At 66.1% G+C, this 26,166-nt stretch carries 20 protein-coding genes and 1 pseudogene; 9 read left to right on the top strand and 12 right to left on the bottom strand.

Features of this window, described 5'->3' with window-relative positions:
- Positions 1 to 2: 2 nt before the first annotated feature.
- From D579_RS0105590 to D579_RS0105600, 3 genes are all read right to left on the bottom strand, one after another.
- Positions 3 to 224, bottom strand: coding sequence for a hypothetical protein (locus D579_RS0105590; RefSeq protein WP_018146336.1), 222 nt, complete (start codon positions 222 to 224; stop codon positions 3 to 5).
- A 279-nt stretch (positions 225 to 503) separates the two neighbouring features.
- Entirely contained in the window at positions 504 to 3,017 is a 2,514-nt protein-coding gene (gene hrpB, locus D579_RS0105595) for an ATP-dependent helicase HrpB (protein ID WP_018951347.1), read from the bottom strand.
- 6 nt (positions 3,018 to 3,023) lie between these two features.
- Positions 3,024 to 4,217, bottom strand: coding sequence for an efflux RND transporter periplasmic adaptor subunit (locus tag D579_RS0105600; protein ID WP_018951348.1), 1,194 nt, complete (start codon positions 4,215 to 4,217; stop codon positions 3,024 to 3,026).
- 437 nt (positions 4,218 to 4,654) lie between these two features.
- Here D579_RS0105600 and D579_RS15445 point away from each other — a divergent pair.
- Positions 4,655 to 4,915 (top strand): annotated as a pseudogene (locus D579_RS15445) (hypothetical protein).
- Positions 4,916 to 5,375: 460 nt separating this feature from the next.
- On the opposite strand, the gene D579_RS0105605 reads toward D579_RS15445, so the two are convergent.
- From D579_RS0105605 to D579_RS15220, 3 genes are read right to left on the bottom strand one after another with little or no spacing between them, the layout of a single operon-like run.
- On the bottom strand, positions 5,376 to 7,736 hold the full coding sequence (locus D579_RS0105605) for an ABC transporter permease (protein ID WP_018951349.1): 2,361 nt from the start codon (positions 7,734 to 7,736) through the stop codon (positions 5,376 to 5,378).
- 18 nt (positions 7,737 to 7,754) lie between these two features.
- Entirely contained in the window at positions 7,755 to 8,504 is a 750-nt protein-coding gene (locus D579_RS0105610) for an ABC transporter ATP-binding protein (protein ID WP_018951350.1), read from the bottom strand.
- A complete protein-coding gene (locus D579_RS15220) occupies positions 8,501 to 8,677 on the bottom strand; it encodes a hypothetical protein (protein WP_018938023.1) in 177 nt (58 codons plus the stop codon). The genes D579_RS0105610 and D579_RS15220 overlap by 4 nt, the downstream gene beginning before the upstream one ends.
- 853 nt (positions 8,678 to 9,530) lie before the next feature.
- Here D579_RS15220 and D579_RS0105620 point away from each other — a divergent pair.
- Entirely contained in the window at positions 9,531 to 10,463 is a 933-nt protein-coding gene (locus D579_RS0105620; protein ID WP_018146342.1) for a carbohydrate kinase family protein, read from the top strand.
- A 467-nt stretch (positions 10,464 to 10,930) separates the two neighbouring features.
- On the opposite strand, the gene D579_RS0105625 is transcribed toward D579_RS0105620, so the two are convergent.
- The 3 genes from D579_RS0105625 to D579_RS0105640 all read right to left on the bottom strand — a co-directional run bounded on the left by D579_RS0105625 (position 10,931) and on the right by D579_RS0105640 (position 12,354).
- Entirely contained in the window at positions 10,931 to 11,185 is a 255-nt protein-coding gene (locus D579_RS0105625; protein WP_017940358.1) for a type II toxin-antitoxin system mRNA interferase toxin, RelE/StbE family, read from the bottom strand.
- On the bottom strand, positions 11,182 to 11,442 hold the full coding sequence (locus D579_RS0105630; RefSeq protein WP_018146344.1) for a type II toxin-antitoxin system Phd/YefM family antitoxin: 261 nt from the start codon (positions 11,440 to 11,442) through the stop codon (positions 11,182 to 11,184). The genes D579_RS0105625 and D579_RS0105630 overlap by 4 nt, the downstream gene beginning before the upstream one ends.
- A 435-nt stretch (positions 11,443 to 11,877) precedes the next feature.
- A complete protein-coding gene (locus tag D579_RS0105640) occupies positions 11,878 to 12,354 on the bottom strand; it encodes a YbhB/YbcL family Raf kinase inhibitor-like protein (protein WP_018168012.1) in 477 nt (158 codons plus the stop codon).
- Positions 12,355 to 12,469: 115 nt separating this feature from the next.
- On the opposite strand from D579_RS0105640, the gene D579_RS0105645 reads away from it, so the two are divergent.
- Both D579_RS0105645 and D579_RS0105650 read left to right on the top strand, forming a co-directional pair.
- Positions 12,470 to 12,901, top strand: a complete 432-nt coding sequence (locus D579_RS0105645) for a hypothetical protein (protein WP_018951351.1) — start codon at positions 12,470 to 12,472, stop codon at positions 12,899 to 12,901.
- A gap of 139 nt (positions 12,902 to 13,040) precedes the next feature.
- On the top strand, positions 13,041 to 13,994 hold the full coding sequence (locus D579_RS0105650) for a patatin-like phospholipase family protein (RefSeq protein ID WP_018951352.1): 954 nt from the start codon (positions 13,041 to 13,043) through the stop codon (positions 13,992 to 13,994).
- Positions 13,995 to 14,624: 630 nt separating this feature from the next.
- On the opposite strand, the gene D579_RS0105655 is transcribed toward D579_RS0105650, so the two are convergent.
- Together D579_RS0105655 and D579_RS0105660 are read right to left on the bottom strand one after the other, a co-directional pair.
- On the bottom strand, positions 14,625 to 14,879 hold the full coding sequence (locus D579_RS0105655; RefSeq protein WP_018146348.1) for a Smr/MutS family protein: 255 nt from the start codon (positions 14,877 to 14,879) through the stop codon (positions 14,625 to 14,627).
- A gap of 22 nt (positions 14,880 to 14,901) precedes the next feature.
- Complete coding sequence (locus D579_RS0105660; RefSeq protein WP_018146349.1) at positions 14,902 to 15,387, bottom strand: universal stress protein; 486 nt, start codon at positions 15,385 to 15,387, stop codon at positions 14,902 to 14,904.
- 141 nt (positions 15,388 to 15,528) lie between these two features.
- Here D579_RS0105660 and corA point away from each other — a divergent pair, with 141 nt between their 5' ends.
- A complete protein-coding gene (gene corA, locus D579_RS0105665) occupies positions 15,529 to 16,611 on the top strand; it encodes a magnesium/cobalt transporter CorA (RefSeq protein WP_018951353.1) in 1,083 nt (360 codons plus the stop codon).
- A gap of 437 nt (positions 16,612 to 17,048) precedes the next feature.
- Here the strand turns inward: corA and D579_RS0105670 are convergent, their stop codons facing one another.
- Positions 17,049 to 17,396 carry a hypothetical protein gene (locus D579_RS0105670; RefSeq protein WP_018951354.1) on the bottom strand — a complete coding sequence of 116 codons (348 nt, stop codon included), beginning with the start codon at positions 17,394 to 17,396 and terminating at the stop codon, positions 17,049 to 17,051.
- 666 nt (positions 17,397 to 18,062) lie between these two features.
- On the opposite strand from D579_RS0105670, the gene D579_RS0105675 reads away from it, so the two are divergent.
- The 4 genes from D579_RS0105675 to D579_RS0105685 all read left to right on the top strand — a co-directional run bounded on the left by D579_RS0105675 (position 18,063) and on the right by D579_RS0105685 (position 25,797).
- Complete coding sequence (locus tag D579_RS0105675; protein ID WP_018951355.1) at positions 18,063 to 21,572, top strand: DNA methyltransferase; 3,510 nt, start codon at positions 18,063 to 18,065, stop codon at positions 21,570 to 21,572.
- A gap of 665 nt (positions 21,573 to 22,237) precedes the next feature.
- Positions 22,238 to 22,741, top strand: coding sequence for a hypothetical protein (locus tag D579_RS15070; RefSeq protein WP_155985598.1), 504 nt, complete (start codon positions 22,238 to 22,240; stop codon positions 22,739 to 22,741).
- Positions 22,742 to 22,820: 79 nt separating this feature from the next.
- The gene (locus tag D579_RS0105680; RefSeq protein ID WP_018951357.1) at positions 22,821 to 23,855 is read left to right on the top strand and encodes a nuclease-related domain-containing protein; all 1,035 of its coding nucleotides are present in this window, start codon (positions 22,821 to 22,823) and stop codon (positions 23,853 to 23,855) included.
- Between the two features lie 151 nt (positions 23,856 to 24,006).
- On the top strand, positions 24,007 to 25,797 hold the full coding sequence (locus tag D579_RS0105685; protein ID WP_018951358.1) for a DUF262 domain-containing protein: 1,791 nt from the start codon (positions 24,007 to 24,009) through the stop codon (positions 25,795 to 25,797).
- The last annotated feature ends 369 nt before the right edge of the window (positions 25,798 to 26,166 follow it).

Consider the following 26,166-nt stretch of genomic DNA (forward strand, 5'->3'; position numbering starts at 1 on the left):
ATCTACAGCAGATCGAACCACTCGTTCAGGGCAAACCAGATCACGTAGCCGCCGTACAGCAGCAGAAAGATGACACTGAGCACCGTGATCGGGCGAAACCCCTTCACGTCCACCTGATAGGACACATCCTCCCCCCGCGCACGGCGGCGGCGCACATCCATCCAGCGCGACACCCGCCACCAGACGAACAGCAGGATCAGGATCACGGTCAGAAACTTCAGCATCGGGGTTCGCTTCCTCGCACGGGACTCGCAACAGAGCTGAACGCGACACTACCGGAGAACGCCCTCCGCCGCATCGTCCACACCACCCGGCGCCCCAGGTGCTGCCTGGCACTCATCACCCCGGCGTCATCCCGGCCACAGCGCAGCGAAGAGCCGGGATCTCCGCGGCCATGGCCACCCCGACGCCCGAGATCCCGGATAACCGCTCCGCGGTTTCCGGGATGACGACACAGGGAAGAACGCCCGGCGTCCCGTGTTACCCTGACCCCTGAGGATCGCCTACCCACGCCGCTTCGCATGCCGCGTGGCCGGCGCATTCCACGGATCCTCCGGCCACGGGTGTTTCGGGTAACGGCCCTTCAGCTCGCGCCGCACCTCCGGGTAGCCGTTCTCCCAGAAACTCTTCAGATCCTGGGTGACCTGCACCGGGCGCCGCGCCGGCGACAGCAGGTGCAGTACCAGCGCCACGCGACCTCCGGCCACAGCGGGCGTCTCCGCCAGGCCGAACAACTCCTGCAGCTTCACCGCCAGCACCGGCGGGTCCTGGGTGTAGTCGACCCGGTGGGCGGAACCGGAGGGCACCGCGATACGGGCCGGCGCCTCGCGTTCCAGTCGCTGTTGATGCTCCCAGTCCAGCCGCGCGCGCAGGATCGCAGCCAGGTCCAGCCGATCCAGATCGCGCAGCCGCGTCATCCCAGCCAGGTACGGCCCCAGCCAGTCCTCCAGACCGACCAGTAACGCGGCGTCACCCATGTCGGGAAAGCCCGCCTCCGGCATCGCCTGATGCAGCAGCTGGATGCGCGCGCGCAGCTGGGTCGCCGCGTCATCCCACGGCAGCAGCGCCAGCCCTTCGCGGCGCATCCGTTCGCACCAGCGCGGGATCGTGGACGCGGGGTCGTCCAGCGCGACCATCTGCCGCTCGACCACCAACGTGCCAATGCGGCGGATGCGCGCGTTCTCCAGCCGCGCCCCGTCCTCCACCCAATCGCAACGCGTCTCGCGGTGGAAAAGCTCCGGGGCCTCGCGCTCCAGCGCGGCGAGGTCCAGCGCCACCGCGCAGCGGATACGTGCCTCGCGTTCGGCGTCGGTGCAGTCCACTGCCACCAGGTATTCGGCATGCGCCAGGCGCTCGCGCTCCGGCAGCAACGCCCCGCGGCCATTGCCCATCACGAAGCGCCCGGCCTGCCCGCCGCGTGGCCGCGCGATGCGTTCGGGCCAGGCCAGCGCGGCCAGCACCCCCAGCGCCACACCCTCGTCCAGTACGGATTCTGCTGCGCCGGCGCTGTCGTCCAGCCGCGCCAGGGCCTGCTCCAGCCGCCGCAGCCCGGACTTCCAGGCGCGGCCGCACGCACGCCGTGCCTGCACCAGGCGCTCCCCCAGTTCCAGCGCTGCACCCGGCCCGGCCATCCCGGGCTCCTCGACCACCACCGCCAGCTCGCAGCCCAGACGCGCAAGCCCCCGTTCGCGCGCCCGCAGCAGCATGTGCGCCAGGCGCGGGTGCGTCGGCAGGCGCAGCAGGGCGCGGCCGTGACCGGTGATCCGCCCTTCGCCATCCACCGCGCCCAGCTCCGCGAGGATTGCCTGCGCGGCGGCCATGCCGTGCGCCGGTGGCGGCTCCAGCCAGTCGAGTTCGGCCACCGCTTCGCCCCAGCCCGCCAGCTCCAGGGCCAGCGGCAGCAGATCGACCTGTTGCAGTCCGGGTGTCGCGTAGTCCGGGCGCTGCACCTCCTCGGCGCGCGCCCACAGCCGGATCACGACGCCGGGTTCGGTCCGCCCGGCGCGGCCGGCGCGCTGTTCCGCCGCGGTCTTCGAGGCGGGCACCGTCACCAGTCGCGACAGCCCGGTGGCGGCATCAAAACGCGGCTCGCGCGATAGCCCCGCGTCGACCACCACGCGCACGCCCTCGATGGTCAGGCTGGTCTCGGCAATGTCGGTGGCCAGCACCACCTTGCGCTCGTCTTTCGGGGCCGGGCGCACCGCGCGGTTCTGCTCCTCCGCCGACAGCCGCCCGAACAACGGCGCCACCCGCGCAGGGCCAGACGGCGTTTCGAGGATCTCCCCTAGGCGCCCAGCCACCTCGCGGATCTCGCGCTCGCCGGGCAGAAAAACCAGGACCGAACCCGGCTCGGCCTCCAGTGCCTCGCGCACCGCCTGCGCCACGGCGTCGGCCAGCGGGGCGTCCTTCTTCGGCGGCGCGTAGCGCACCTCCACCGGGAACTGTCGCCCGCGGGCCCGCAGCACGGGCGCGGGGTCCGCCTCCGGCCCCGCAAGCAGTCGCGCCACGGCCTCGTCGTCGAGGGTGGCGGACATCACCACGATCCGCAGCTCCGGGCGCAGCAACCGGCGTACCTGCAGCGCGAAGGCCAGCGCCAGTTCGGCCTCGGGCCGGCGCAGATGGAATTCGTCGAACACGACCGCGCCGACATCCTCCAGCAACGGGTCGGCCTGGATGCGGCGCAGGAACAGGCCATCGGTGACCAGCTCGACGCGGGTCTGCGCCGAGACCTTCTGCTCGTCGCGCACGCGGTAACCCACCGTCTGCCCGACCGGCTCGCCGCGCTGCGCGGCCATGAACGTGGCCGCCATGCGCGCGGCCAGGCGGCGCGGCTGAAGCACGATGACCCGCCCCCCGGATACGGAATCCGCCAGGTGCAGGGGCACCCGCGTGGTCTTGCCCGCCCCCGGCTCGGCCACCAGCACGGCGCCGCCATGGACGTCCAGTGCGTCATCCAACGGCACCAGCAAGTCGTCCAGCGCCCGGTACTCCGGGGCCGCATTCGGACTCTCCGTCATGTCGCGTCAGTTTTCGACGACGCGGGTACCGGCCTGCACACGGTCGCCCGGTCGGGTGACGACCCGCTCACCCTCCGCCAGCCCCTCCAGGATCTGCGTGGTGAACCCGGAACGGCGGCCCACCTCAACCCGGCGCGGCTCGGCGCGTCCGTCCTCGACCACGAACACCGACCACTCGCCACGGTCGCGGAACAACGCACTGGTCGGCACCTGCAGCACGTCGTCGCCCTCCCACAGCAGAAACTCGGCCTCCACGCGGTAGCCAACGGCCAACCCGGCCATGCGCGCCTCCACCGCATCCAGATCGAGGATCACCGGCACGCGCTGTTCGTCCACGCCCAGCGCGGAGATCTTGGTGAAACCGAAGGGCTGCACCCGGCGCACCGTGGCGTCCAGCTTCGTGTCACGACCCCAGTCCGTCAGGCGCACGCGCATCCCTGGTACCACGCGCACCGCATCCATCGACAGCAGGTCCACCTGCACCTCCAGGTCGTCCAGATCGCCAACCACCAGCACCGGCTCGCCGGCACGAATAGTGCCCTCGCAGCAGCGGTAGCGCTCCAGCACCACACCCTCGGCGGGCGAGCGCACGGACAGGGTATCCGCCTCGCCTTCCGGCATCTGGCCGCTGGCAATATCCAGCACTACCCGGGCACTCTCGATCTCGCTGCGCGCGACCTCCACGGCGGACTCGCCCGCGCGCACGGCGGAGCGCGCGCGGTCACGCATCGTCTCCATGCGCTCCATCTCGGTCGCGGACACCGCCCCCCGGCCGAACAACTCCTGATGCCGGCGATACTCGGACTCGGCAAAACGCGCCTCGGCCCGCAGGTTCTCCAGGTTCGCCTCCGCGCTTTGCAAACGCGAACGCGCGGCGGCCAGGTTCTCGCGCGCCTGCTCGCGCGAGCGGGCATCCAGCGCTGGCGTCGGCAACGGCTCCAGGCGGAACAGCGTATCGCCCAGCGCCACCACGTCGCCCTCCTCCAGTGCCACACGATGCAGATAGCCCGCAATCGGTGCCGACACCGTGTAGGTGTCGCGCAGCCGGGTACGACCCTCCTCGCGCACGGTCTCCTCGAAGGAGCCCTTGTGCACCTCGCTCAGCGACACCGGCACCGGCTGCGGGCGCAGCGCCCACACCAGCGCGGCCACCCCCGCCAACACCACCAACCCAACCGTGAGTCGTTTCTTCATCGCCATATCATCAGTCTCGCAAATCCTGCTGTCGGGCGCTCCCCCATGCACTCGCATGCCTGCGGCAAGTCGGCACAGCGACGTCCCTTTTACGGGGCCCAGTCCAGCCGCCTTGTGGTGGCTGGCCCGGGTTCGTCATCGGGTGTTTACGTGCCTTCGTCCGGCCGCCTGCCAGGCGCTCTCTCGCGAGCGCACCGCGAGGTACTTCTTTGCTCGTGCAAAGAAGTACCCAAGAAACACGCCCGACTGCCGCGACCCCGGCCCGCTGCGCGGGCCGGGGTTTCCCTCGCTCCGAGGCTTTTCGCGGGCGGCGCTGAACTCGCTACGCTGCGCTTCGCTCAGACATCCAGCGCCTTGAATCCCGCGAAAAGCCTCTCCACTCGGCGCGACGACAACGGGGAGGCAGGTCAAAACAACGGCTATCCCAGCGCTATGGCTAATAGATGATGGCTAGGCTTTCGGACATCTTCGCACGCTCGGCCTTTGGCCATGGCGTGCCGCGCCCGCGAAGCGGGCGCCGGGGGCTTTCGTAGGATGCCGATGAGCGTAGCGAATCGCATCAGGGTTTCGCACGACGTTGGGTGTGGTGCGTTTCGCTGGGCTCAACCGCACCCTACGGGATGCCGCCTGTTTTGACTTTCCCCTCCCGTATGCAGCCCCTTGCGGAAGGGTCCTCGGGCCGGGAGAAGGCGCTGGATGTCTGAGCGAAGCGCAGCGTAGCGAGTTCAGCGCCGCCGGCCCGAGGGCCCTGGAGCAAGGTTCCCGGGCGGAATCCGGGTGTCCTTCTTTGGGTCCTTTCTTGGACAAGCAAGAAAGGACCTCGCGGTGCGCTCGCGAGAGAGCGCGTGGCAGGCGGCCCGACGAAGGCTCCGTAAACACCAGATGCCGAACCAGGGCCAGCCACAACAAGGCAGGCGGCCGAACGCAGCCGGTAAAGATCCGCAACCACCGTCACAAGCCCCGTCATTGCGAGGAGCGCAGCGCCGAAGCAACCTCCGAAAGCGGGCAATGCGTTCAAGATCTGGCTGCGCTGGTTCCGGATGGAGATTACTCGCTGCGCTCGCCCTTCGGGCCGGCCTGCGGCCGTTCAACGCGCTTCGCGCTTTTGTGCTTCGTCGCTGCGCTCCTCGCAATGACCGCTGGCCTGTTCGGTCCTCCGGAATGTCATTCCGCGGCCTTCAGGGCCTGCACGCGATCGAGGCTCTGCAGGCGGCGCCAGGCGAGGAACGCGGTCAGGCTGGCCGCCACCAGGATGCCCAGCGCGGCGAAGCCGTAGGCCTGCGGCGTGATCACGAACGGCACGCGCAGCAGGTCCATCGCGAAGGCCTGGTTCAGCAGCCAGGCGAAACCGGTGCCGGTGAGCCAGGCGACCGGGATCGCCGCCAGCGTCAGCACGGCGATCTCGCCCAGCAGGATCCAGCTGACCTGGCCGCGCGAGTAGCCGAGCACCTCCAGCGTGGCCAGGTCGCGGGCGCGTTCGGCATAGGTGATGCGCGCGTTGTTGTAGGTCACGGCGAAGGCGATGGACACCGCCAGCGCCACGAACACCAGGGCGAACACGATAATGGTCTCGCCGATGTATTCGCGGATGTTGCGCTCCGCCTCCGCGATCAGACCGACACTGGCCACGCGCGGACGATCCGACAACCGCGCGAACAGGGCGCCCTCCTGCGCGCGGTCGGTCAGCAGCCAGGCCCCGGAGACGGCCGGCCCCTCGCCGATCAGGCGATTCAGGGCCGGGCGGTACATGTAGGCGCCAACGCCGATCGGCTCCTCCACCACCCCGGCCAGCGGCACCGAGACCGTGCGCCGGCGCCCCTCCAGGATCTCCAGCTCTATCGGATCGCCGACGCGCAGCCCCAGCTGCTCCGCCAGGTAGTCGGTCAGCAGGATGCCTTCGTCCGGCAGGCGACCGCGCCCGCCGGCCATCGGCAGCTGACGCAGGCGCGGTTCCGCGTCCAGTCCCAGCAGGCGCACGCGCTCCTCGCGGTTCACGCCAACCAGACGCACCGGCACCGCACGGAAGGTCTCCACCGCCAGCACGCCCGGCTCGTGGCGCAGCTCCCCGGCCACGCGCGCCGGCACCGGATCGGTGAACTGCAGATCGATGTCCATCTGCAGCACCTGCCCGTACTGGGTATCCAGCATCTGATCCACCGCGTTCAGCTGGTAGGCGCCCATCAGCAGCAGTCCACCGGACAGGCCGATACCGATCACCGACAGCACGGACTTGAGCCGGTGGCGCGCGAGATTGCGCAGGATAATGCGGGTCGGTTGGTCCAACCCGCGCCACGCCGCCGTGCGCTCCATCCAGCCGCGGTGAAAGCGTTCCGGCGCCGGCGGGCGCATAGCCTCGGCCGGAGCCATGCGCACCGCCTGCCACACCGCACGAAAGGTACCGAGCATGGCCGCGCCCATCGCCACAGCCACCGCCAGCACCATCACCCAGGGCTGCAGGCGAAAGCTCATCTCCGGGAAGCGGAAGTACTCGGCGTAGATGCCGGCCAGGCCCTGCGCGGCCCAGGCCCCGAACGCGAGCCCCAGCCCACAGCCCACCAGCACGATGCCGCCGGTCAGCAGAGCGTAGTGCGCGGCAATCGCACCATTGCCGTAACCAAAGGCCTTGAGCACCGCGATCGGCTCGCGCTGCGAGCGGATGATGCGTCCGACCACGACGTTCAGCAGAAACGCCGCCACCGCCAGGAAGATGGTCGGCAGGATCGCCGCCTGGGCGCGCAGCTGGGTCAGTTCCTCGGACAGGAAGCGGTGCGAGAACTGGTCCTCGCGCCCGTAGGCGCCCAGACCGCCGTAGCGGGCCAGCGCGCGGTCCATGGCCTCGATCACGGGCTCCGGGTCGGCGCCTCTTTCCAGGCTCACAGCGACGGAATTGAACGCGCCTTCCATGCCGTAGGCGGCGGCCAGCGCGCGGCGGTTCATCCACAGGATGCCGTAGCGCTGGTAGTCCGGCAGCAGGTCGGTGGGGCTGATCTGGTAGACGAACTCCGGTGACAGCGCGATGCCACTGATCTGCAGGTCGGTCAGACGCCCGTCGATGATCGCGCGCAGGGCATCGCCGGCCCCCAGCCCGTGCGCCTCGGCGAAGGCCTCGCTGACCACCACCTCGCGCTCACGCCCGGGCTCGGGCAGCCGGCCCTCGCGCAGGTAGAGCCGGTTCAGCAGCGGCTCGCCCCCGTCCGGCAGGGAGAGCATGGTGCCCCGGATCGGGTCATCAAAGCCGGCGACCTCCAGGCGCACCGGGGCCTGCACCCGGGTCTCGATCTGGTTGATGCCCGGCGCATCGCGGAAGCGCTCCACCGCGCTCTCCGGCGCGCGCGTGATCTGCGCGAACACGTCGGCGAACTGGTATTCGGAGTAGAAGCGCTCCTTGGTGATGGTCAGGGCGTCGAGGCTGGTCACCGCGATCACCAGGGTCATCACCCCGCTGGCGATCACCAGCGCGATGGCCGCCGCCTGGCCCTTCAGGTGGCCGAGATCGCGCAGGATCTTGCGGTTCAGGGCGCGCACGAGCCGGGACCGGCGCCGCTACCAGTGCAGCGAGGAGGGAGACTGCCGGCTGGCATTCTCGTGGATCTCGCTCACGCGGCCGTCGCTCAGGTGGATCACGCGATCGGCCATCTCGCCGATTACCGCGTTGTGGGTGATGATCGCCACCGTCGTGTCCAGGCGCTCGTTGATGTGCTGCAGCACCTCCAGCACGCGGATACCGGTCTTCGAGTCCAGCGCGCCGGTCGGCTCGTCGCACAGCAGCACCGCCGGCTGCTTAGCGACCGCGCGGGCGATGGCCACCCGCTGCTGCTCGCCGCCGGAGAGCTGCGAGGGAAAGTGGTCCATGCGGTCCTCCAGCCCGACCAGCGCCAGCGCCTCCTCCGGTGGCATCGGGTCGCGCGAGATCTCGGTGACAATGGCCACGTTCTCGCGCGCGGTCAGGCTGGCGATCAGGTTGTAGAACTGGAACACGAAGCCGACATGGTCACGGCGAAAGGCCGTCAGCGTGCGCTCTGAGGCCTGCGCCAGATCCTGGTCGCGGTAGCGCACCTCGCCCTCGGACGCGGTATCCAGCCCGCCCATGATGTTCAGCAGCGTCGACTTGCCGGAGCCCGAGGCCCCCAGCATCACCACCAGCTCGCCGGTATAGAGCTCCAGGTCCACCCCGCGCAGGGCGTGGATCGTGACCTCGCCCATGCGGTAGACCTTGGTCACCCCGGCCGCGCGGAAGATCACTTCGCGCCCGGCGTGCGGCGCATCCGGGGCGGGCGCCGTGGCTGTATTCATGCCGCCCGGGGCGCAACCGATCCTGATCCAGCGGCCAAGCGCTCGGCCGCCGGTGCCGCACCCGTATCGGGCACGCCGGGCAGGATGCCCCCGTCACCGTCCAGGCTCATGGACCACAGGCTCAGCAACAACAGCAGGATGATCAGGATCGGGATCAGTACGCGCGGATTCATCAGTCACGCCCTCGCTCGCGGGAATGACCCCATGCTGCCACAAAGCCCCCGGCACAACGGCACCGCACGCAGCGTGATGGCGGGGCGTGCAGCGCCGCCGCAACCTTCGGGGCCGTCCCGGCGCCAACCGGGCAAACGTCGGGGTTCCTTCCGGATGATCGCCACGTCGCCTTCGGCGCCTCGCGATGACGGGGCATCAATCACTGTCATCGCGAGGCGCGTAGCGCCGTGGCGATCTCCACCCAGAACCAACCAATCCCGCCGCACCGCCAGCTTCACCCGATTGCCACGTCGCCTGCGGCTCCTCGCAATGACGGTGCTTTTGTCCCCGTCATTGCGAGGAGCACAGCGACGAAGCAACCTCCGAACGCTGGCAGTGCCTCCAAGATCCGCCTTCGGTGTCAGCTTCAGAAGGTTACTCGCTGCGCTCGCCCTTCGGGGCGACCTGCGGCGCCCCGCAACGAGGCGCTTCCGGACACCCCGCCCCAACCTCCTGTCATCCCGGCCGAAACGAAGCGCAGAGCCGGGATCTGCGTCATGTGGTGCGCCCCATCCCCGTCATCCCGGACACCGCGCAGCGGTGATCCGGGATCTCCCACGGTGGCACCGCTGACGTCGCAGATCCCGGCTCTGCGCTTCGCTTCGGCCGGGATGACAGGGGGTGAAATACCAGCGCGACCCCTGCTTCCATCGCCCCCCGATTTGTTGTTTTGCGCCCAAATACTTACCCTATGCACATCGCACGACCCGCCATCGGCGCGCAATCATGGCTTCCAGCGCGCGCCACGGGACGTCCTGTGCCGCCTTCAAAGGCGCGCACGACAACGATTTCAGCCAACGCTAAGGAGCAACAATGTCCGCACTGATCTGTGGGTCCATGGCCTACGACACCATCATGGTGTTCCCCGATCGCTTCAAGAACCACATCCTCCCGGACAAGGTGCACATGCTGAATGTGTCCTTCCTGGTCCCGGACATGCGCCGCGAGTTCGGCGGCTGCGCCGGCAACATCGCCTACAACATGAAGCTGCTGGGCGCGGACCCGACCATCATGGCCACCGTGGGCGGCGACTTCACCCCGTACGCCGACTGGATGGACAAGCACGCCATCTCGCGCACGTTCGTCAAGGAGCTGAAGGACACCTACACCGGTCAGGCCTTCATCACCACCGACCAGGACGACAACCAGATCACCGCCTTCCACCCGGGCGCGATGGGCTTCTCGCACCAGCAGAAGGTCACCGACGCCGACGGCATCAAGGTCGGCATCGTCTCCCCGGACGGCCGTGACGGCATGATCGAGCACGCCCAGCAGTTCGCCGACGCCGGCATCCCGTTCATGTTCGACCCGGGCCAGGGCCTGCCGATGTTCGACGGCGACGACCTGAAGCGCTTCATGGAGAACGCCACCTACGCCGCGTTCAACGACTACGAAGCGCAGCTGACCGCCGACCGCACTGGCCTGAGCCTGGAACAGCTGGCCGAGATGGTCGACGCCATGATCGTCACGCGCGGTGGCGAGGGCTCCGACATCTACACCGGCGGCAAGAAGATCACCATCCCGTCGGTCGAACCGGCCGCGATCAAGGACCCGACCGGCTGTGGCGACTCCTACCGCGCCGGCATCCTGTTCGGCCTGGAAAAGGGCTTTGATTGGGAGACCACCGGCCGTATCGCCTCGCTGATCGGCTCGATCAAGATCGCGCACTCCGGCACCCAGAACCACCACTTCACCGCCGAGGAGTTCGCCGACAAGTTCGAAAAGGCCTTCGGCTACCGCTACTAAGTAAGCGACCCCGCCGCCCCGGGCACCCGCCCGGGAACGCAAAAGGCCCGGACCGAGTTCGCTCGGCCCGGGCCTTTTTTGTGACTGGATGGCGCCAACAACACCGCCACCCCCTGCCCGCACCAACCGCACCCCCCATCATCCCGCCCGCAACGCCATACCCCGTCACCCCGGCCATAGCGCCATACCCCGTCACCCCGGCCATAGCGCCATACCCCGTCATCCCGGCCGTAGCGAAGCGAAGAGCCGGGATCTTCAACGCCAGGCCCACCCCCAACGCCCGAGATCCCGGATAACCGCTTTGCGGTTTCCAGGATGACGCCGTCTTCCAGACCGCCGCCAGCCTTGGCCCCCGCCGGTGGGGGCATCACTGTGGGAGCGTGCTTGCACGCGAATGCCCCTGCCCGCGTCCGACTCTGGCAGGGGCTTCGCCGGCAAGCCGGCTCCCACAAGACATTCCTGCAAGGCTATTCGCCGTAGTGCGTACGCGCCCGGATCACAATCACCAGCAACTGCTCGTCCCGAATCGTGTACAGCAGACGGTCCTTGTAGCTGATCCGCAGGGAGTAGTACCCGCGCAGATCACCAACCAGCGCCTTGCCGCAGTACGGGTCAACCGCCACCCGGTTGCGCAGGATCTGCTTCACCTTGTCACGCAGCTTCGGCGTCAGACGCCGCAAGTCCTTCTCGGCTTGACGGGTGAACCGAATGGTCCAGGTCACTGCTTCTCCCCGAACACCTCCTCGAATCCCAGCGTATCGCCTTCATCCGCCTCGCGGCGGCCCTGCTCGAATTCCTGCCGGAAGCCGGGCTCGGAGAGCAGCTCCAGGGTCTCGATCAGACTGGCGTACTCGTCTTCCGACATCAGCACCGCATCGCCGTTGCGATGCCGGATATGGTAGATCGCGTGCTGTTCGTTCACGCCCTTGATCAGATCGAACAGACCCTTGCGGGCCTCGGTAGCCGTCAGCGTCGTCATCGCCAGTCACCCGAAACGTACATAAAGTGGTACATATCGTGCGCCCACCGCACAACCCGGTCAAGACCAAACGGCCCGAAGCGGGGAAAGGGGGCCCCTGTAGGAGCGTGCTTGCACGCGAAGCCCCTGCCAGCACCGACCGCTGCCCCCGTCATCCCGCCCGCAACGCCATACCCCGTCATCCCGGCCGTAGCGAAGCGAAGAGCCGGGATCTCCAACGCCAGGCCCACCCCCAGCACCCGAGATCCCGGATAACCGCTTTGCAGTTTCCGGGATGACGCCCTCTTCCAGGCCGCCACAAGCCTTGGCCCCCACCGGTGGGGGCATCACTGTAGGAGCCGCCTTGGCGGCGAAGCCCCTGCCAGCGTCGGACGCGGGCAGGGGCATTCGCGTGCAAGCACGCTCCTACAGGAAATGCCCCATGCCCCCAAGGCCTCAGTCGCGCTGGTAGGTGCCCACCAGGCGGTTCATGCCGATCACGTGGGGCTCGGCGTGCTCCAGGAACTGCCACAGGGTCAGGCCGGGTGGGAGCTGCAGGTCGGCGTCCAGCGCCAGCAGCCAGAAGAAGTAGTGGTGCTTACCGTGGCCCTCGGGCGGCATCGGCCCGCCGTAGCCGGTGCGACCGAAGTCCGTCTGGCCGGTCGCGCCCAGATCGGTTGCCTCGGGGAGGCCATCCAGGTCCGGCGGCAGGTTGTACAACACCCAGTGCACGAAGCCGTAGGTGCCCGGCTGGATCAATGGCGCATCCGGGTCATGGCAGATCACCGCCAGGGACCCGGCGCCCTGCGGCACGTCCCGCCACCGCAATGCCGGGGAGGTGTCCTCACCCTCTCCGCTGTGGCGTTTGGGGATCGGCTGACCAGGGCCAAAGGCGGAACTCGACAGCTGCATCTCGGACAGTGCAAAACCCATGACGTACTCCTTTGCATTACCTACCCGCACGGTAACGCCGCCGACCGCCGGTCTCCAAGCCAGCACGTGAAGCCCGGCGCTTGCAGACCGCGGACGGCACACGGATGATCCGCGCATGCGCAAGCTACTGAAGAAATGGCTGGGCCGGCGGGATCCGCTGGCGTCCGCCGCCCAAGCGGTTGACCATGGCCGCACGGGCATCGAGACCGTCCTGGGGCTGCCGCACCGACTGTCGGTGCCGCTGCTGCGCCGCCACTTCGGCGACGACGCCGAGCCTTCCGACGCCGCCTTCCGCGAGACCGGTCGGGACGGTTACTGGAAGCTGCCGCCACCCGCCCCCGAGTTCGAAGTGCACTTGTACGGCGACCCGGACGGCCGCCTGACGCTGGGCACCATCCGCGGGCACGGCCCGTACGCCGGCCTCGTAGTCTTCAGCGAATGGTCGCCGGATCACCCCGCCGCCGTGTGGCAGCTGCGGGTGGAAGAACCCGCCGGCGAGTCCGCCCAGGCCCTGCACGACCACCTGCTCGACCCGGACCGCGCATGACATACCACTGGAAAAAGCGCACCACACCCCCAACGTTGGGTTAAGCAGGCTCGTCGCGGGCGGCGGCGCTCGCAGCGAAGGCTGTGACGCAAGAAGGCGGGGCCCTCCGCAAACACTCCACCCAGGCACACCGATCACCATGACGCGAAAGCCCCAGTCCATCTCCCTGGTCCTCGGCAGCGGCGGCGCCCGCGGTCTGGCACAGATCGGCGTGATCCGCTGGCTGGAGGAACACTCCGACTACCACATCCGCTCCATTGCCGGTGCCTCCATGGGCGCGGTCGTCGGCGGCATCTACGCCGCCGGCCAGCTGGATGCCTACGAGGACTGGGTAAAGTCCTTGCGCCGCCAGGACGTCTGGCGACTGCTGGACTTCTCCTTCCGCGGCGCCGGCCTGATCCGCGGCGACCGCCTGATCGAGAAGCTGCGCGACATGCTCGGCGACACCGATATTGAACAGCTGCCGATCTCGTTCACCGCCGTGGCCACGGACATCGAGCGCGAACGCGAGGTCTGGCTGAACTCCGGCTCGTTGTTCGACGCCATCCGCGCCTCCATCGCCATCCCCACCGTGTTCACCCCGGTGCGCCTCAAGGGCCGGCTGCTGGTGGACGGCGGCCTGCTGAACCCGGTCCCGATCGCCCCGACCCTGACCGACGACACCGACATCACCCTGGCCGTCAGTCTGAACGGCCGCGTCGGCGAAGAGCTGATCCGTCCCGAGCGCACCAAGGCGCCCGACCCGGACCGGGAAGAACTCGACAGCGGGTTCCTCAACCACCGCCTGACCGACGCCCTGCCGGATCGCGTCGGCAGCTGGCTGCTGGACTGGCAGGACAAGCTGGGCCTGGGCGAGACCGACCCCGGCCTGAGCCGGGAACAGGAAGCCCACGCGCTGGGCATGATCGACATCGTCTCCCACTCCATCGAGGCCATGCAGGGCACGATCGCGCGCTTTCGCATCGCCGCCTACAACCCCGAGCACCTGATCGAAGTCCCGGTCAACGCCTGCGGCATATTCGACTTCCACCGCGCCGCCGAGATGATCGACCTCGGCTACGAACTCGCCGACCGCAAACTAGGGAGACGCTGATCCATCCCCACGTCCGCGCCAGCCACACACCCCCTCATCGCGGCGGCAGCACCATACCTCGTCATCCCGGCCAGCGCCCCTACCCCCGTCATCCCGGCCGTAGCGCAGCGAAGAGCCGGGATCTCCAACGCCAGCCCACCCCCAACGCCCGAGATCCCGGATAACCGCTTTGCGGTTTCCGGGATGACAGCCCCTTCCCGGCCGCCAGAAGCCTTAGTTACCCCCGGTGGGAACATCACTGTAGGAGCGTGCTTGCACGCGAATGCCCCTGCCAGAGTCGGACGCGGGCAGGGGCTTCGCGTGCAAGCACGCTCCTACAGAACCTCAGCCCATATCCTCCCGGCCATCGCCCCCACCAGGTCATCCCGGCCGCCGCGCCATACCTCGTCATCCCGGCCGCAGCGAAGCGAAGAGCCGGGATCTCCAACGCCACGCCCCACCCCAACGCCCGAGATCCCGGATAACCGCTTCGCGGTTTCCGGGATGCCAGCCTCTTCCGGGCCGCCAGAAGCCTTAGTTGCCCCCCGGTGGGACCATCACTGTGGGAGCGTGCTTGCACGCGAAGCCCCTGCCAAAGTCGAACGCAGGCACGCGCCGACAGCACCCCGAAGAACTGTAGGAGGCCTCGGATCAATGCTTGAAGTGCACGAACAGCCGCCCGTGGTTCTTCGAATCCTTCTCCAGGCGGTGATAGCGCGCCTTGACCTCCGGCTGCTGCAAAAAGCGCAGCACGCGCTTCTTCAACTGCCCGCTGCCCTTGCCGTGGATGATCTCCACCGTCTTGATGCGCTTGTCACAGGCCTGCTCGATCGCGCCGTTCAACTCAGCGTCGATCCGGCGGCCATTGCGGAAGCACTCGTGCAGATCGATCGACAACCGCGACATCGCGAACCCCGCGAGTAGAGGCTCAGTTCACCGTCACCACGATACAGCGCGCCAGCTGCTGCACCTTGTGCGAGACACTCCCGGAGAGCAGCCCCTGCAGGCCCCCAAGGCCGCGCGAGCCCATCACCACCATGTCCACGTCGTGATACTCCGCCTGTTGCAGGATCACCTTGGCCGGAGAGCCGTCTTCCACATGGTGCTCGATGTCGGTCACGCCCAGATCGGTGAAGTATCCGTGGGCCTGCTCGATCAGCTTCTTCGCGATATCCCGCAGCACCTTCGGCGGCACCGCGGCGCCCACGGCCGCACCGCCCGCTGCCAGCGGCGGATCGTTCGGGTCCGGCAGGTCCGAGAGTTGGCGGATATGCGGCGGCACCTCGCCTTGCAGCAGAACGCTGACCAGCACTACCCGGGCGTGATACTTGGACGCCAGATCCGCGGCCACTTCCACCGCCCGCCAGGCGTTGGCGGAACCATCCACCGGCACCAACATGGTCTTCAGTTCCATACCGCGCTCCTTGTTTCTCACCCCGTGGGACTCGCCCGCTTCCGCGGCCGTTCAGTCGCCGCCCAGACTGCCAGAGTTGCCCCCCGCGCGCAGCACTTTTCAGCACCCTATACTGGGCAGAAAATCGGCACAGGAACCGCGATGACCCGCCTGTTCGAAAAGACCTATCTCAAGCCCGGCGCCGCCCCCGGACACGGCGCCCACGCCACCGAACACCCGCACGCCGCCGACGCCACCGTCTCCGCCTGGCACTACCATCGCGAACAGCTCGTCGAGCTCGACCCGCAGCGCACCCTGCGCGAAGGCGTACAGACCGTCGACGGCGGATTCGTCTGGCTGCACCTGCAGGGGGCCCCCAGTCCGCGCCAATTGCACGACCTGGGCGAGGCTTTCGACCTGCACCCGCTGGCGCTGGAAGACGTGCGCCACCAGGGCCAGCGCCCCAAGGTGGACTTCTTCGACACACAAATGGTCGCCATCCTGCGTCAGCCGCGCCATCACAACGGCAACATCGAACTCGACCAGCTCAACCTGTTCGTGGTGGGCACCCACCTCGTCATCAGCGTCCATAGCGGCGCGGCCGATCCCTTCGGGCCGGTCCGCGAACGGATGCGCAACGCCAACCGCAACTTCAACCGGCTAGGCGCCGCATACCTCGCCTACGCCCTGATGGACAGCGTGATCGACCAGGCCTTCCCGGTGCTGGAACACATCAGCGAACGCCTGGAGACACTGGAAGAGACCGTCCTCGACCAGCCCGACCGCCACACCCTCAACGAGATCCACATCCTGCGCCGCGAGCTCCTCGTCCTGCGCCGCCAGCTCTGGCCCACGCGTGACGTGATCGCCCGCCTCATGCGCGACGACCTCGAGCCCTTCACCCCGGAGCTGTTCCCGTACCTGCGCGACGCCTATGACCACACCATCCAGATCATGGATCTTCTGGAGTCCTACCGCGAGATGGCGGCCACCCTGATCGAGGCCTACATGTCCGCCATCAACCAGCGCTCCAACGACGTCATGCGCGTGCTCACCATCATCGCCACCATCTTCATACCGCTCACGTTCATCGTCGGCATCTACGGCATGAACTTCGAACACCCCGACAGCCCCTGGTCCATGCCCGAGCTCTACACCTACTACGGCTACCCCATCCTGCTCGGCATCATGCTCGCCGTCGTCGCCGTCATGCTCTACCTCTTCCGCCGCCGCGGCTGGCTGTAGCCCCCACACCCCACCCGTCATCGCGAGGCCGCAATGCGGCCGCGCCCCGCTGCCACACACCTACCGCCCCACCGTCTTCCCCGGCCTCGCCAAACACCCCCGCCGCAGCCCCACACCCCGTCATCCCGGCCGTAACGCCACACCTCGTCATCCCGGCCGCAGCGCAGCGAAGAGCCGGGATCTCCCACGCCAGCCCAACCCCGACGCCCGAGATCCCGGATAACCGCTTCGCGGTTTCCGGGATGACGACACTGGGACAAAGCGCGGCTTCCGGAGCAACAAAGCCAACGACCGACCGGGAACAACGGCAGGGTCGGACCGCGATAACGGGTTTGAGGCCTCGCCCGTCCGGGCTATAGGGAGGAAGCACCGGGGCGATGGGAGACAATCAAAAAAGCCGGGCGGGGAGCCCGGCTTGTTGAGGGGACTGGGGCTTGTTACCAGTCAGGGGCCCCTTCGTCATCGTCATCGTCGTCGTCTTCTTCGTCGTGGTCACCCATGGAGCCGCCGGCCGCACCACCTTCGGCACCACCGCCGCCCATGGTGCCGCCGCCACCGGCGCCACCAGCACCCCCTTCCGGAGCACCCGCGCCGCCACCGGCAGCGCCTTCGGGGGCGCCGTCGGGAGCGCCAGCGCCTCCTTCAGCACCAGCACCGGCCTCCGGGGCACCGGTATCTGCGCCGGCGTCGCCGCCCGCCTGGGCGTGCGCCGCGCCAAGGCCGCCCAGCGCAAACATGGAACCCAGCACCATCGCGATCGCAGTTTTCTGGAAAGTCGACATCATGGTTCGCTCCTTCAAGTTGGAATCGAGTCACAGCCAACCGAATCGGGCCAGTCAGGCTTTCAATTGACTGCGCCAGAGAAGGAGCAAGGGGGATGCCAAACATGACCCCTGCCGACGAAGGTCTCATCATCGAAACAAAGTGTGATCGATTCCGCTGGCTCACACCGCAACACTCCACTCCGGAATGATGCAAAACGACACATGGGTTATCGCGACCGGGTCAGAACGCCACACTGCCCACGCGGAAAACAAGATCATGCGCCCGCCAGGGCGAACCGCGCGCCCGAGCTTCGTGCCAGAACCAGAATGCATTCACAGGAAGACACGCAGACCGGAAGGTTCAGGCTTGGCGAGTGCCCAGGGCACCGGACCGGACGCCACGGCGCTTCGCGCCTCACGATGACGGGACAGCTGCCCCACATTTGGCAGGCACCAACGCCAAACCCGAAACCCCGGCCGCCGCGCCACACCCTGTCATCCCGGCCGCAGCGCAGCGAAGAGCCGGGATCTCCCACGCTAGCCACCCCTCCCGCGCCATCCAAACCCCACAAACCCCGTCATCGCGAGGCCGCAATGCGGCCGCGGCGATCTCCAACCGAAGCCACAGACGACAACACCGCCACGGATCGGTAAGGTAGCCCCCAAACGAAAACGGACCTTCGTCACATGGAAGTCACCCCGGGCAACCCGGCCCACGCCGCGTTCTTCGACCACGACACCGCAACGCCCCTGGCCGCCCCCGAGCAGGTCGAGGCGTTCATCGAGCGCTGGCGCGACACCGGCGGCTCCGAGCGCGCCAACTACCAACTCTTCCTCACCGAGCTGTGCAAGCTGCTGGACCTGCCCCACCCCGACCCGGCCAGCGACGACACCGCCGACAACGCCTACGTGTTCGAACGCCGCGTCACCATCCGCAACCCGGATGGCAGCGAGAACCGCGGCTACATCGACCTCTACCGCCGCGGCTGCTTCGTGCTGGAGGCCAAGCAGACCGGCAAGGGCCTGCACACCCAGGGCTGGGACAAGGCCATGCTCGCCGCGCAGAACCAGGCCGACCAGTACGTGCGCGCCCTGCCGCAAGACGAAGGCCGCCCGCCGTTCATCGTCGTCACCGATGTCGGCCGCAGCCTGGAGCTCTACTCCGAGTTCTCCCGCTCCGGCGGCACCTACGTCCCCTACCCGGACCCGAGCCGCCACCGCATCCGCCTGGAAGACCTGCGCGACCCCGAGATCCAGCAGCGCCTGCACCACCTGTGGCTCGCGCCGGACCAGCTCGACGCCAGCAAGCACGCCGCCCGCGTCACCCGCGAGGTCAGCGCGCGCCTGGCCGAACTCGCCAAATCCCTGGAACAGCACGGCTTTGATGTGGAGCGCGTCGCGCACTTCCTCAAGCGCTGCCTGTTCACCATGTTCAGCGAGGACGTCGAACTCCTGCCCAAGGGCAGCTTCACCGCCCTGCTCGAACGCCTGCAGCAAGACCCCGAACACTTCCCCGACGCCATGCACTCCCTGTGGGAGACGATGAACACCGGCGGCTACGAAGGCCAGCTCATGCACAAGGTGCAGCGCTTCAACGGCGGCCTGTTCCAGAACATCGACCCCATCCCGCTCAACGCCGACCAGATCGGCCTGCTCATCCAGGCCGGCAAGGCCGACTGGCGCTTCGTCGAACCCGCCATCTTCGGCACCCTGCTGGAACGCGCGCTGGACCCGCGCGAACGCCACAAGCTCGGTGCCCACTACACCCCGCGCGCCTACGTGGAACGCCTGGTCATGCCCACGCTCATCGAGCCCCTGCGCGCCGAGTGGAACACCGTCCAGGTCGCCGCCGAGGCCTGGCTGCAGCAGAACAAGCCCGACAAGGCCCTGGACGAGCTGCACCGCTTCCACCACCGCCTGTGCGAAACGCGCGTGCTCGACCCCGCCTGCGGCTCCGGCAACTTCCTCTACGTCGCGCTGGAACACCTCAAGCGCCTCGAAGGCGAAGTGCTCAACCTCATCCGCGACCTGAGCGCCGGACAGGCCACCTTCGACACCGAAGGCCTCACCGTCGACCCGCACCAGTTCCTCGGGCTGGAGATCAACCCGCGCGCCGCCGCCATCGCCGAAATCGTGCTGTGGATCGGCTACCTGCAATGGCACTACCGCCTGCACGGCCGCCTCAGCCTGCCCGAACCCATCCTGCGCGACTTCCACAACATCGAATGCCGCGACGCACTGATCGACTTTGATGCCCGCGAACCCATGCGCGACGAACACGGCGAACCCGTCACCATCTGGGACGGCATCAGCTACAAGAAAAGCCCCGTCACCGGCGAACTCATCCCCGACGAAACCGGCCGCACCCCCGTCTACCACTACAGCAACCCGCGCCGCACCGAATGGCCCGAAGCCGACTTCATCGTTGGTAATCCGCCGTTTATCGGCGCCGCTACCATGCGCCGCGCACTGGGGGATGGCTACGTGGACGCCGTGCGCAAGGTCTTCAAGGGAATCGTCCCGGACTCCGCCGACTTCGTCATGTACTGGTGGCACATCGCCGCCGAGAAGGTGCGCAAGGGCGAGGCCCGGCGGTTCGGCTTCATCACCACCAACAGCCTGCGCCAGACCTTCAACCGCCGCGTGCTCGAACCGCATCTGAGCGACAGCAAGAAGCCCCTGTCGCTCGCCTTCGCCATTCCCGACCACCCCTGGGTGGACAGCGCAGACGGCGCCGCCGTGCGTATCGCCATGACCGTCGGCATACCCGGAGACCAGCCCGGTACCCTGCACCACGTCGTCAACGAACGCGATACGGACAACGATGCCTGCACCGTGGAACTGAGCCACCGGGCGGGGAAACTTTTTGCGGATCTAGCCATTGGAGCCAACGTCGCAGGCGCATTGCCGCTTCAGGCCAACGCGACCATCAGTCAGCGAGGGTTCGAACTCGGTAATTCGGGTTTCATCATCGAGCCTAATGATGCCGGTCGTTTCGGACTGGGCCAGACTTCGGATATTGGACGGGTCATCCGCCAATACCGAAACGGCCGTGACCTCACGCAACGCCCACGTGGCGTGATGGTCATCGATTTTTTCGGGCTGACAGCAGAAGAAGCTTGCATGAAGTATCCGTCGGCTTATCAGTGGGTGCTTGAGCGTGTTAAGCCCGAACGCGAACAAAACCGTGATCGGAATCTCCGAGAGAATTGGTGGCTCCATCGTCGACTACGCACGGACCTCCGTGCGCAGCTAAAGGGCCTCCCGCGCTACATCGCCACCGTTGAGACCACCAAGCACCGCGTCTTCCAGTTCCTCGACGCGGAAATCCTGCCCGACAACATGCTGGTGAACATCGCCATCGACCGGCCCGCCACCTTGGGTGTCCTGTCCAGCCGCATCCATGCCGCCTGGGCGCTCGCGGCAGGCGGACGCCTGGGCATGGGCAACGATGCCCGCTACAACAAGACCCGCTGTTTCGAGACCTTCCCCTTCCCGGAACTCGACGCCGAGCAGGCGGCTACCATCGGCGATCTCGCCGAGCGTACCGACGCCCACCGCAAGGCACGCCAGGCCGAACACCCGGGCCTCACCCTCACCGGCATGTACAACGTGCTGGAGAAGCTGCGGGCCGAGGAGCCGCTGACGCCCAAGGAGCGCACGATTCACGAGCAGGGGCTGGTCTCGCTGCTGCGGGAGCTGCACGACGATCTCGACCGTGCGGTGTTCGAGGCGTATGGCTGGGGCGATCTGGCCGATGTTCTGGTCGGGCGGCCCGGTGCGACCACGCCGCTGCCGGACAAGCCCGCCGAGCAGGCCGAGGCCGAGGAGGAGCTGTTGAGCCGTCTGGTGGCGCTCAACGCCGAGCGCGCCGCCGAGGAGGCCCAGGGCCATGTGCGCTGGCTGCGTCCCGAGTATCAGGCGCCGGAGGCGGTGCAGGGTACGGTGAGCGCGGAGACGGCGCCGGAGGCCGCCGCCGAGGCGGTCAGCGAGCCGGCGAAGAAGCCGACCTGGCCGAAGGCCATGCCCGAGCAGGTCGAGGCCGTCCGCCGCCTGCTGGCCGTTGGCTCGCAGACCAGCGAGGCGCTGGCCGGGCAGTTCAAGCGCAAGCCGACGAAGTCCATCAACCAGGTGCTCGGGGCGCTGGAGGTGCTGGGGCAGGCGCAGCGGGATGGGGAGATGTGGCGGTTGGCGTGAATGTGGGTGCTCGAGGAATGCCTGTTGAATACGGGATATATGGCGCGGTGGGCCTGGAAGGTGCATGGGAGAAGGGCAGGCAGATGCTGTATAACACGTGCTATATGGATGCGGGTGAAACCGTGTTATATGGATTAAGTATAATCAACTGTTAAGGCTCAAAAGGAGAAAATTTCATGCCAGTAGTTATTACATTTGATATTGAAGGGGCGCCCCCAGGGGAACGGAACCGAATCCAAAGCTTTTTCGAGCGATTCGGCTGGCAAAACCTTGGGGGTAGTTCCTATCGATATCCGAGGCTAGGAACACAAGACCAGCCCGTAGAAGATTGGTTTAACCACGTCATTCCGGCGTTGAGTTTGTTCAGGCAGTATCTAGTCAAGAGTGGTCGGCCACTCGGTTGCTTTACTCTGGATGTGCAGTCTACCACTGGGTATGAACCGCAAGGCGGTTTCGGGACTGGTCCCTTGGATGGGGCGAATGTTCGTCTGTACCAGCCCGGAAATACGGCATTCGGCGAGCGAAACCTGCGCGATTGGATCGATAACCTTGATTATCCCTACGATGTCGGGGAATAGCCTTAACACTATGCTCCAGCCGACGTCAGGCCGCAACGCGGCCTTCCTCGGCTGAGCTTGGCGTTGGGCGTAAAAGAAGAGAGCACCATGAAGGACCAATATTTCGGGGACATCAACGACTATCGGAAGTACGGACTGTTGCGTGCAATCATTCGTGCCAGCGGGCTCCGTATTTTGGTCGTCTGGATGCTGACGCCTGACGATGGGAGTACAGATGGGAAGTTCATCTCGTATTTGGAGCATCCAGGTAAGTGGTCACGTTACGACCCTGTTCTGTTCACAAGAATCAAAGAGCTTTTGGCGTCTGGCCAAGAGTGTCGGGTAGGCTTAATCGAAGGTAGTGGCCTTATCCCGAAAGCAGAATACTTCTCCTCCCTTGTGCCGGATACAGCGTCAGTTCGAAGTTCGTGGTTCAATTCGCTTGCTCAGCGGGCGCAAGGTAGCGATTTCGTTTTCCTCGACCCTGACAATGGGTTGGAGGTGAAATCAAAGGGCATGACGGGGTCGGACCACGGTAACCATCTGTATTTCCAACGATTAATTTCCTCTGAAGGCTTGTTCAACGCCTTAAAGCGCCCATTTCGATGCTGAAATCGGCCGCTGGGGGCGTCTGGCGGAAATCGTGTAAGGCGACGACGGAGAGGCTTTACGGCTCAACTCAGGAGATTCGATGATTCTTAAGGAGAAGGACGGCCCAAGCGGCCAGGATGAACGCTCGAAGGCCGGGCACCAGCAAGAACAGGACGTGGCGTTCTACCTGCGACGCGAATTCGGCGACGATGAGGCCGTGCGGATCATCAACGACCTGCGCATCGAGCATAACGGCGAACGCGCGCAGATCGACCATCTGGTGGTTCATCCGTACGGGCTGGTGGTCATCGAGTCAAAGAGCATTTATGGCGAGGTGAAGGTGAACGGGCACGGGGAGTGGTCGCGTAGCTACCGCGGCGATTGGTACGGCATGCCCTCCCCTGTGCGGCAGGCGGAGCTGCAAGAGGCCCTGGTCAAAGATCTCCTTCGCGAGAACGTGGAGAAGTTTCTCGGCCGACTGCTGGGCCTCCAGACCCAGATTGGCGGCCGTGATTGGAGGACGCTCTGCGCCGTATCTAGCAGCGCGATCCTGCACCGCGATGAGATGCCTCGCGCGATCGCGAATCGCGTGGTGAAGAGCGAGTTCGTCGCGGAGAAGGTACGCGAACTGGTCGGCTCACGAGCCAAGGGGCTGGTGACGGCCCGGCCGAGATTCAGCCAAAAGGAAATCGAAGGCATCGGCGACTTCCTGCTCCAAAGCCACCTCCGGCCTAGCGCGAATACCTCTGCCGTGGCCGAGCCGGCCCCGCGGGTCCAGGAGCCGCCCGTTTCCGATAATCCCGAGCCGGCACCAAAGGCGCAGCGAGCGCCGACGCCAGAGCCGCAATCCGCCCAAGCCGGGCCCTCGCCGGCTACGAGCCCGAGTCAAGCCTCCACTCTCGCCTGCAAGAAATGCGGCGAGCAAGACAAGCTGACCGGCATGTACGGCAAATACGGCTACTACGTGCGCTGCGACTCCTGCGGCACGAACACCTCAATGAAGGTGCCCTGCCCCGCCTGCCAGTCCCGCAAAGTGCGAGTGACCAAATCCGGCCCGACCTACACCAGCGCCTGCCAGGACTGCTCCCACGAGTGGGTGGTGTTCGAGCAGCGTGGCAGTTCTACCGAGCAGTAGCATCCTGACTTCGACGATTCCAGAGACCCTGAAAAACGGCGACAAACGTGCGTTGAGGGTTGCGGCGTTACCCCCCACCGGCAGGGCTAGCGTCTGACTGGTATTTGGGAGCGCTACGCGACCGTCCCGCATCAAGCACAAGGCGATAAGAATGGCAAAGTATGAAGTGAAGCAAACCGCGGTAAGCCAGGTGCTGGCTGACGTGCGAAGCGACAAGATTGCGATTCCGGAACTGCAGCGGCCGTTTGTCTGGAAGACGTGGCAGGTTCGGGACCTACTGGATTCGCTCTACAACGGCTACCCGGTCGGCTACCTGATCACTTGGCAATCCGTTGGCGCGAAGCTCAAGGGGGGAGAGGTCGCTGCTCACCAGCAGATTCTGATCGACGGGCAACAGCGGGTAACAGCCCTCCGCGCCGCGATTGCTGGCCAGCCTGTCGTCGGTACCCGGTATCAGAAAAAGCGCATCGCGATCTCGTTTAATCCTCTAACCGAGGTGTTCGCAACGCAAACGCCTGCGATCCGAAAGAGCAATGAGTGGATCCACGACATCAGCGAGTTCTACTCCGGCTCGAGCCAGCTAACCTTTCTGCGCAGTTATTTCGAAAAGAATCCGGATACCGACCAGCGCAAGGTCGAGGATTCGGTAACGAAACTCGCGGCAATCGAGCACGCCCAGGTCGGCGTCATCTCGCTGGCGGATGATCTGGATGTCGAAACGGTCGCGGAGATCTTTGTTCGCATCAATGCCAAGGGCGTCCCCCTCTCGAGCGCCGATTTCGTGATGAGCAAGATCGCCACCTACGGTAACGAAGGCCGAAACCTGCGAAAGCTGATCGACTATTTTTGTCACCTGGCCGTGGCGGGGCACGCCTTCTCGGACATCAAGGAGAACGACGAGGAATTCGCCGCCACGGAGCATCTTCAGAAAATACAGTGGCTTCGAAATCAGTCAGATGAACTCTTCCAGCCCGAGTACACCGATGTAATCCGCATTACCGGATTGGTTGGATTCAACCGAGGCAAGGCGGGCGCGATCGTGAGCGAACTCTCCGGGCTGGACCCCGAAACCCGGAAGATCGATGAAGCCCGGATTCCGGGTGCCTATGAGCGATTTGGCCATGCCCTGGATCAGTTGGTAAGCAAGACACACATCGAGCGCTTCGTGATGATGATCAAATCAGCGGGGTTCATAGACGCCAGCATGATCGGGTCGAAAAACGCGCTGAACTTCGCCTACGCCTTGTACCTACTGTTGCGTCAGGATGGCGACATGACCGAAGGACAACGGTCTCGGATCATCAAGCGCTGGTTTGTGCTCACCCTGCTCTCGGGTCGGGCTGTAGGGAGTTTTGAGTCGACTTGGGAGACCGATCTAAGACGAATTCGTGAAAGTGGTGCTGAACGTTACCTCGAAATACTCGAGGAGTCCGAGCTCGGGGACGGATTTTGGAATGTGGCGCTCCCTCAGGAGCTCAACACACCCAGCACTCGCAACCCGGCTTTCCAGACGTATCTCGCGGCGCGGGTTAACAGCGGGGGCCGCGGATTCCTGTCCAAATCGATCAGCGTCGCGCAGATGATCGAAGGTCACGGCGACCTGCATCACATCGTCCCCAAAAACCACCTGATCCAGAACGGGTTTCCTAAGCAGGGGGACTACAACCAGGTGGCCAACTTCGCGCTCACCGAAACGCCTATCAATATCGCGATCAAGGATCGTCCGCCCAAGGAGTACATGGCGTGGATATCCGAGCAGATTGCCACAGGGCAATTTCGGCTTGGCGAGATCACCAATCAGGAAGACCTCAAGGCGAATCTAGCCGAGAACGCCATACCGGAGTTTATCGGGGACGTCACGGCCACCAACTATCAGGAGTTCCTGGAAGCGCGCCGCAAAATGATGGCCGCACTCGTCCGCCGATACTACGAGGCACTGTGACAGCCAGCCGAGCAGACGACGGGTCGGACCACCACGGTACCGGACTGACTTAAAACGCCTTTCCGAATCAGGCGGACTAATTCAGGGCCTTGAACGGCGCATTCCGGCCCATAAATGGGCTCTTGCTCTGAGACTAGATCCCACTCCGGCACCGCAAAGGGGGTCGGTAGAGTCTCGGGCCGCTCTGACGGATTGCCGCGGCCTCTTCGAGGCCTCGCAATGACGGCGAGGAATGACGGGGCAGACGTTGCTTTGGCCCTCCGCCTCATATTCGGGTAAGAAATCACGACTTGATCCGATACTATCCGGAATCCGCGCGACAGTGCGGGGCGCTTGGCCCATGGGAGGGCGGCTCCCCATGCTCGCCCC

The sequence above is a fragment of the Thioalkalivibrio sp. AKL12 genome (genome assembly GCF_000377925.1).
Classification (GTDB): Bacteria; Pseudomonadota; Gammaproteobacteria; order Ectothiorhodospirales; family Ectothiorhodospiraceae; genus Thioalkalivibrio; species Thioalkalivibrio versutus.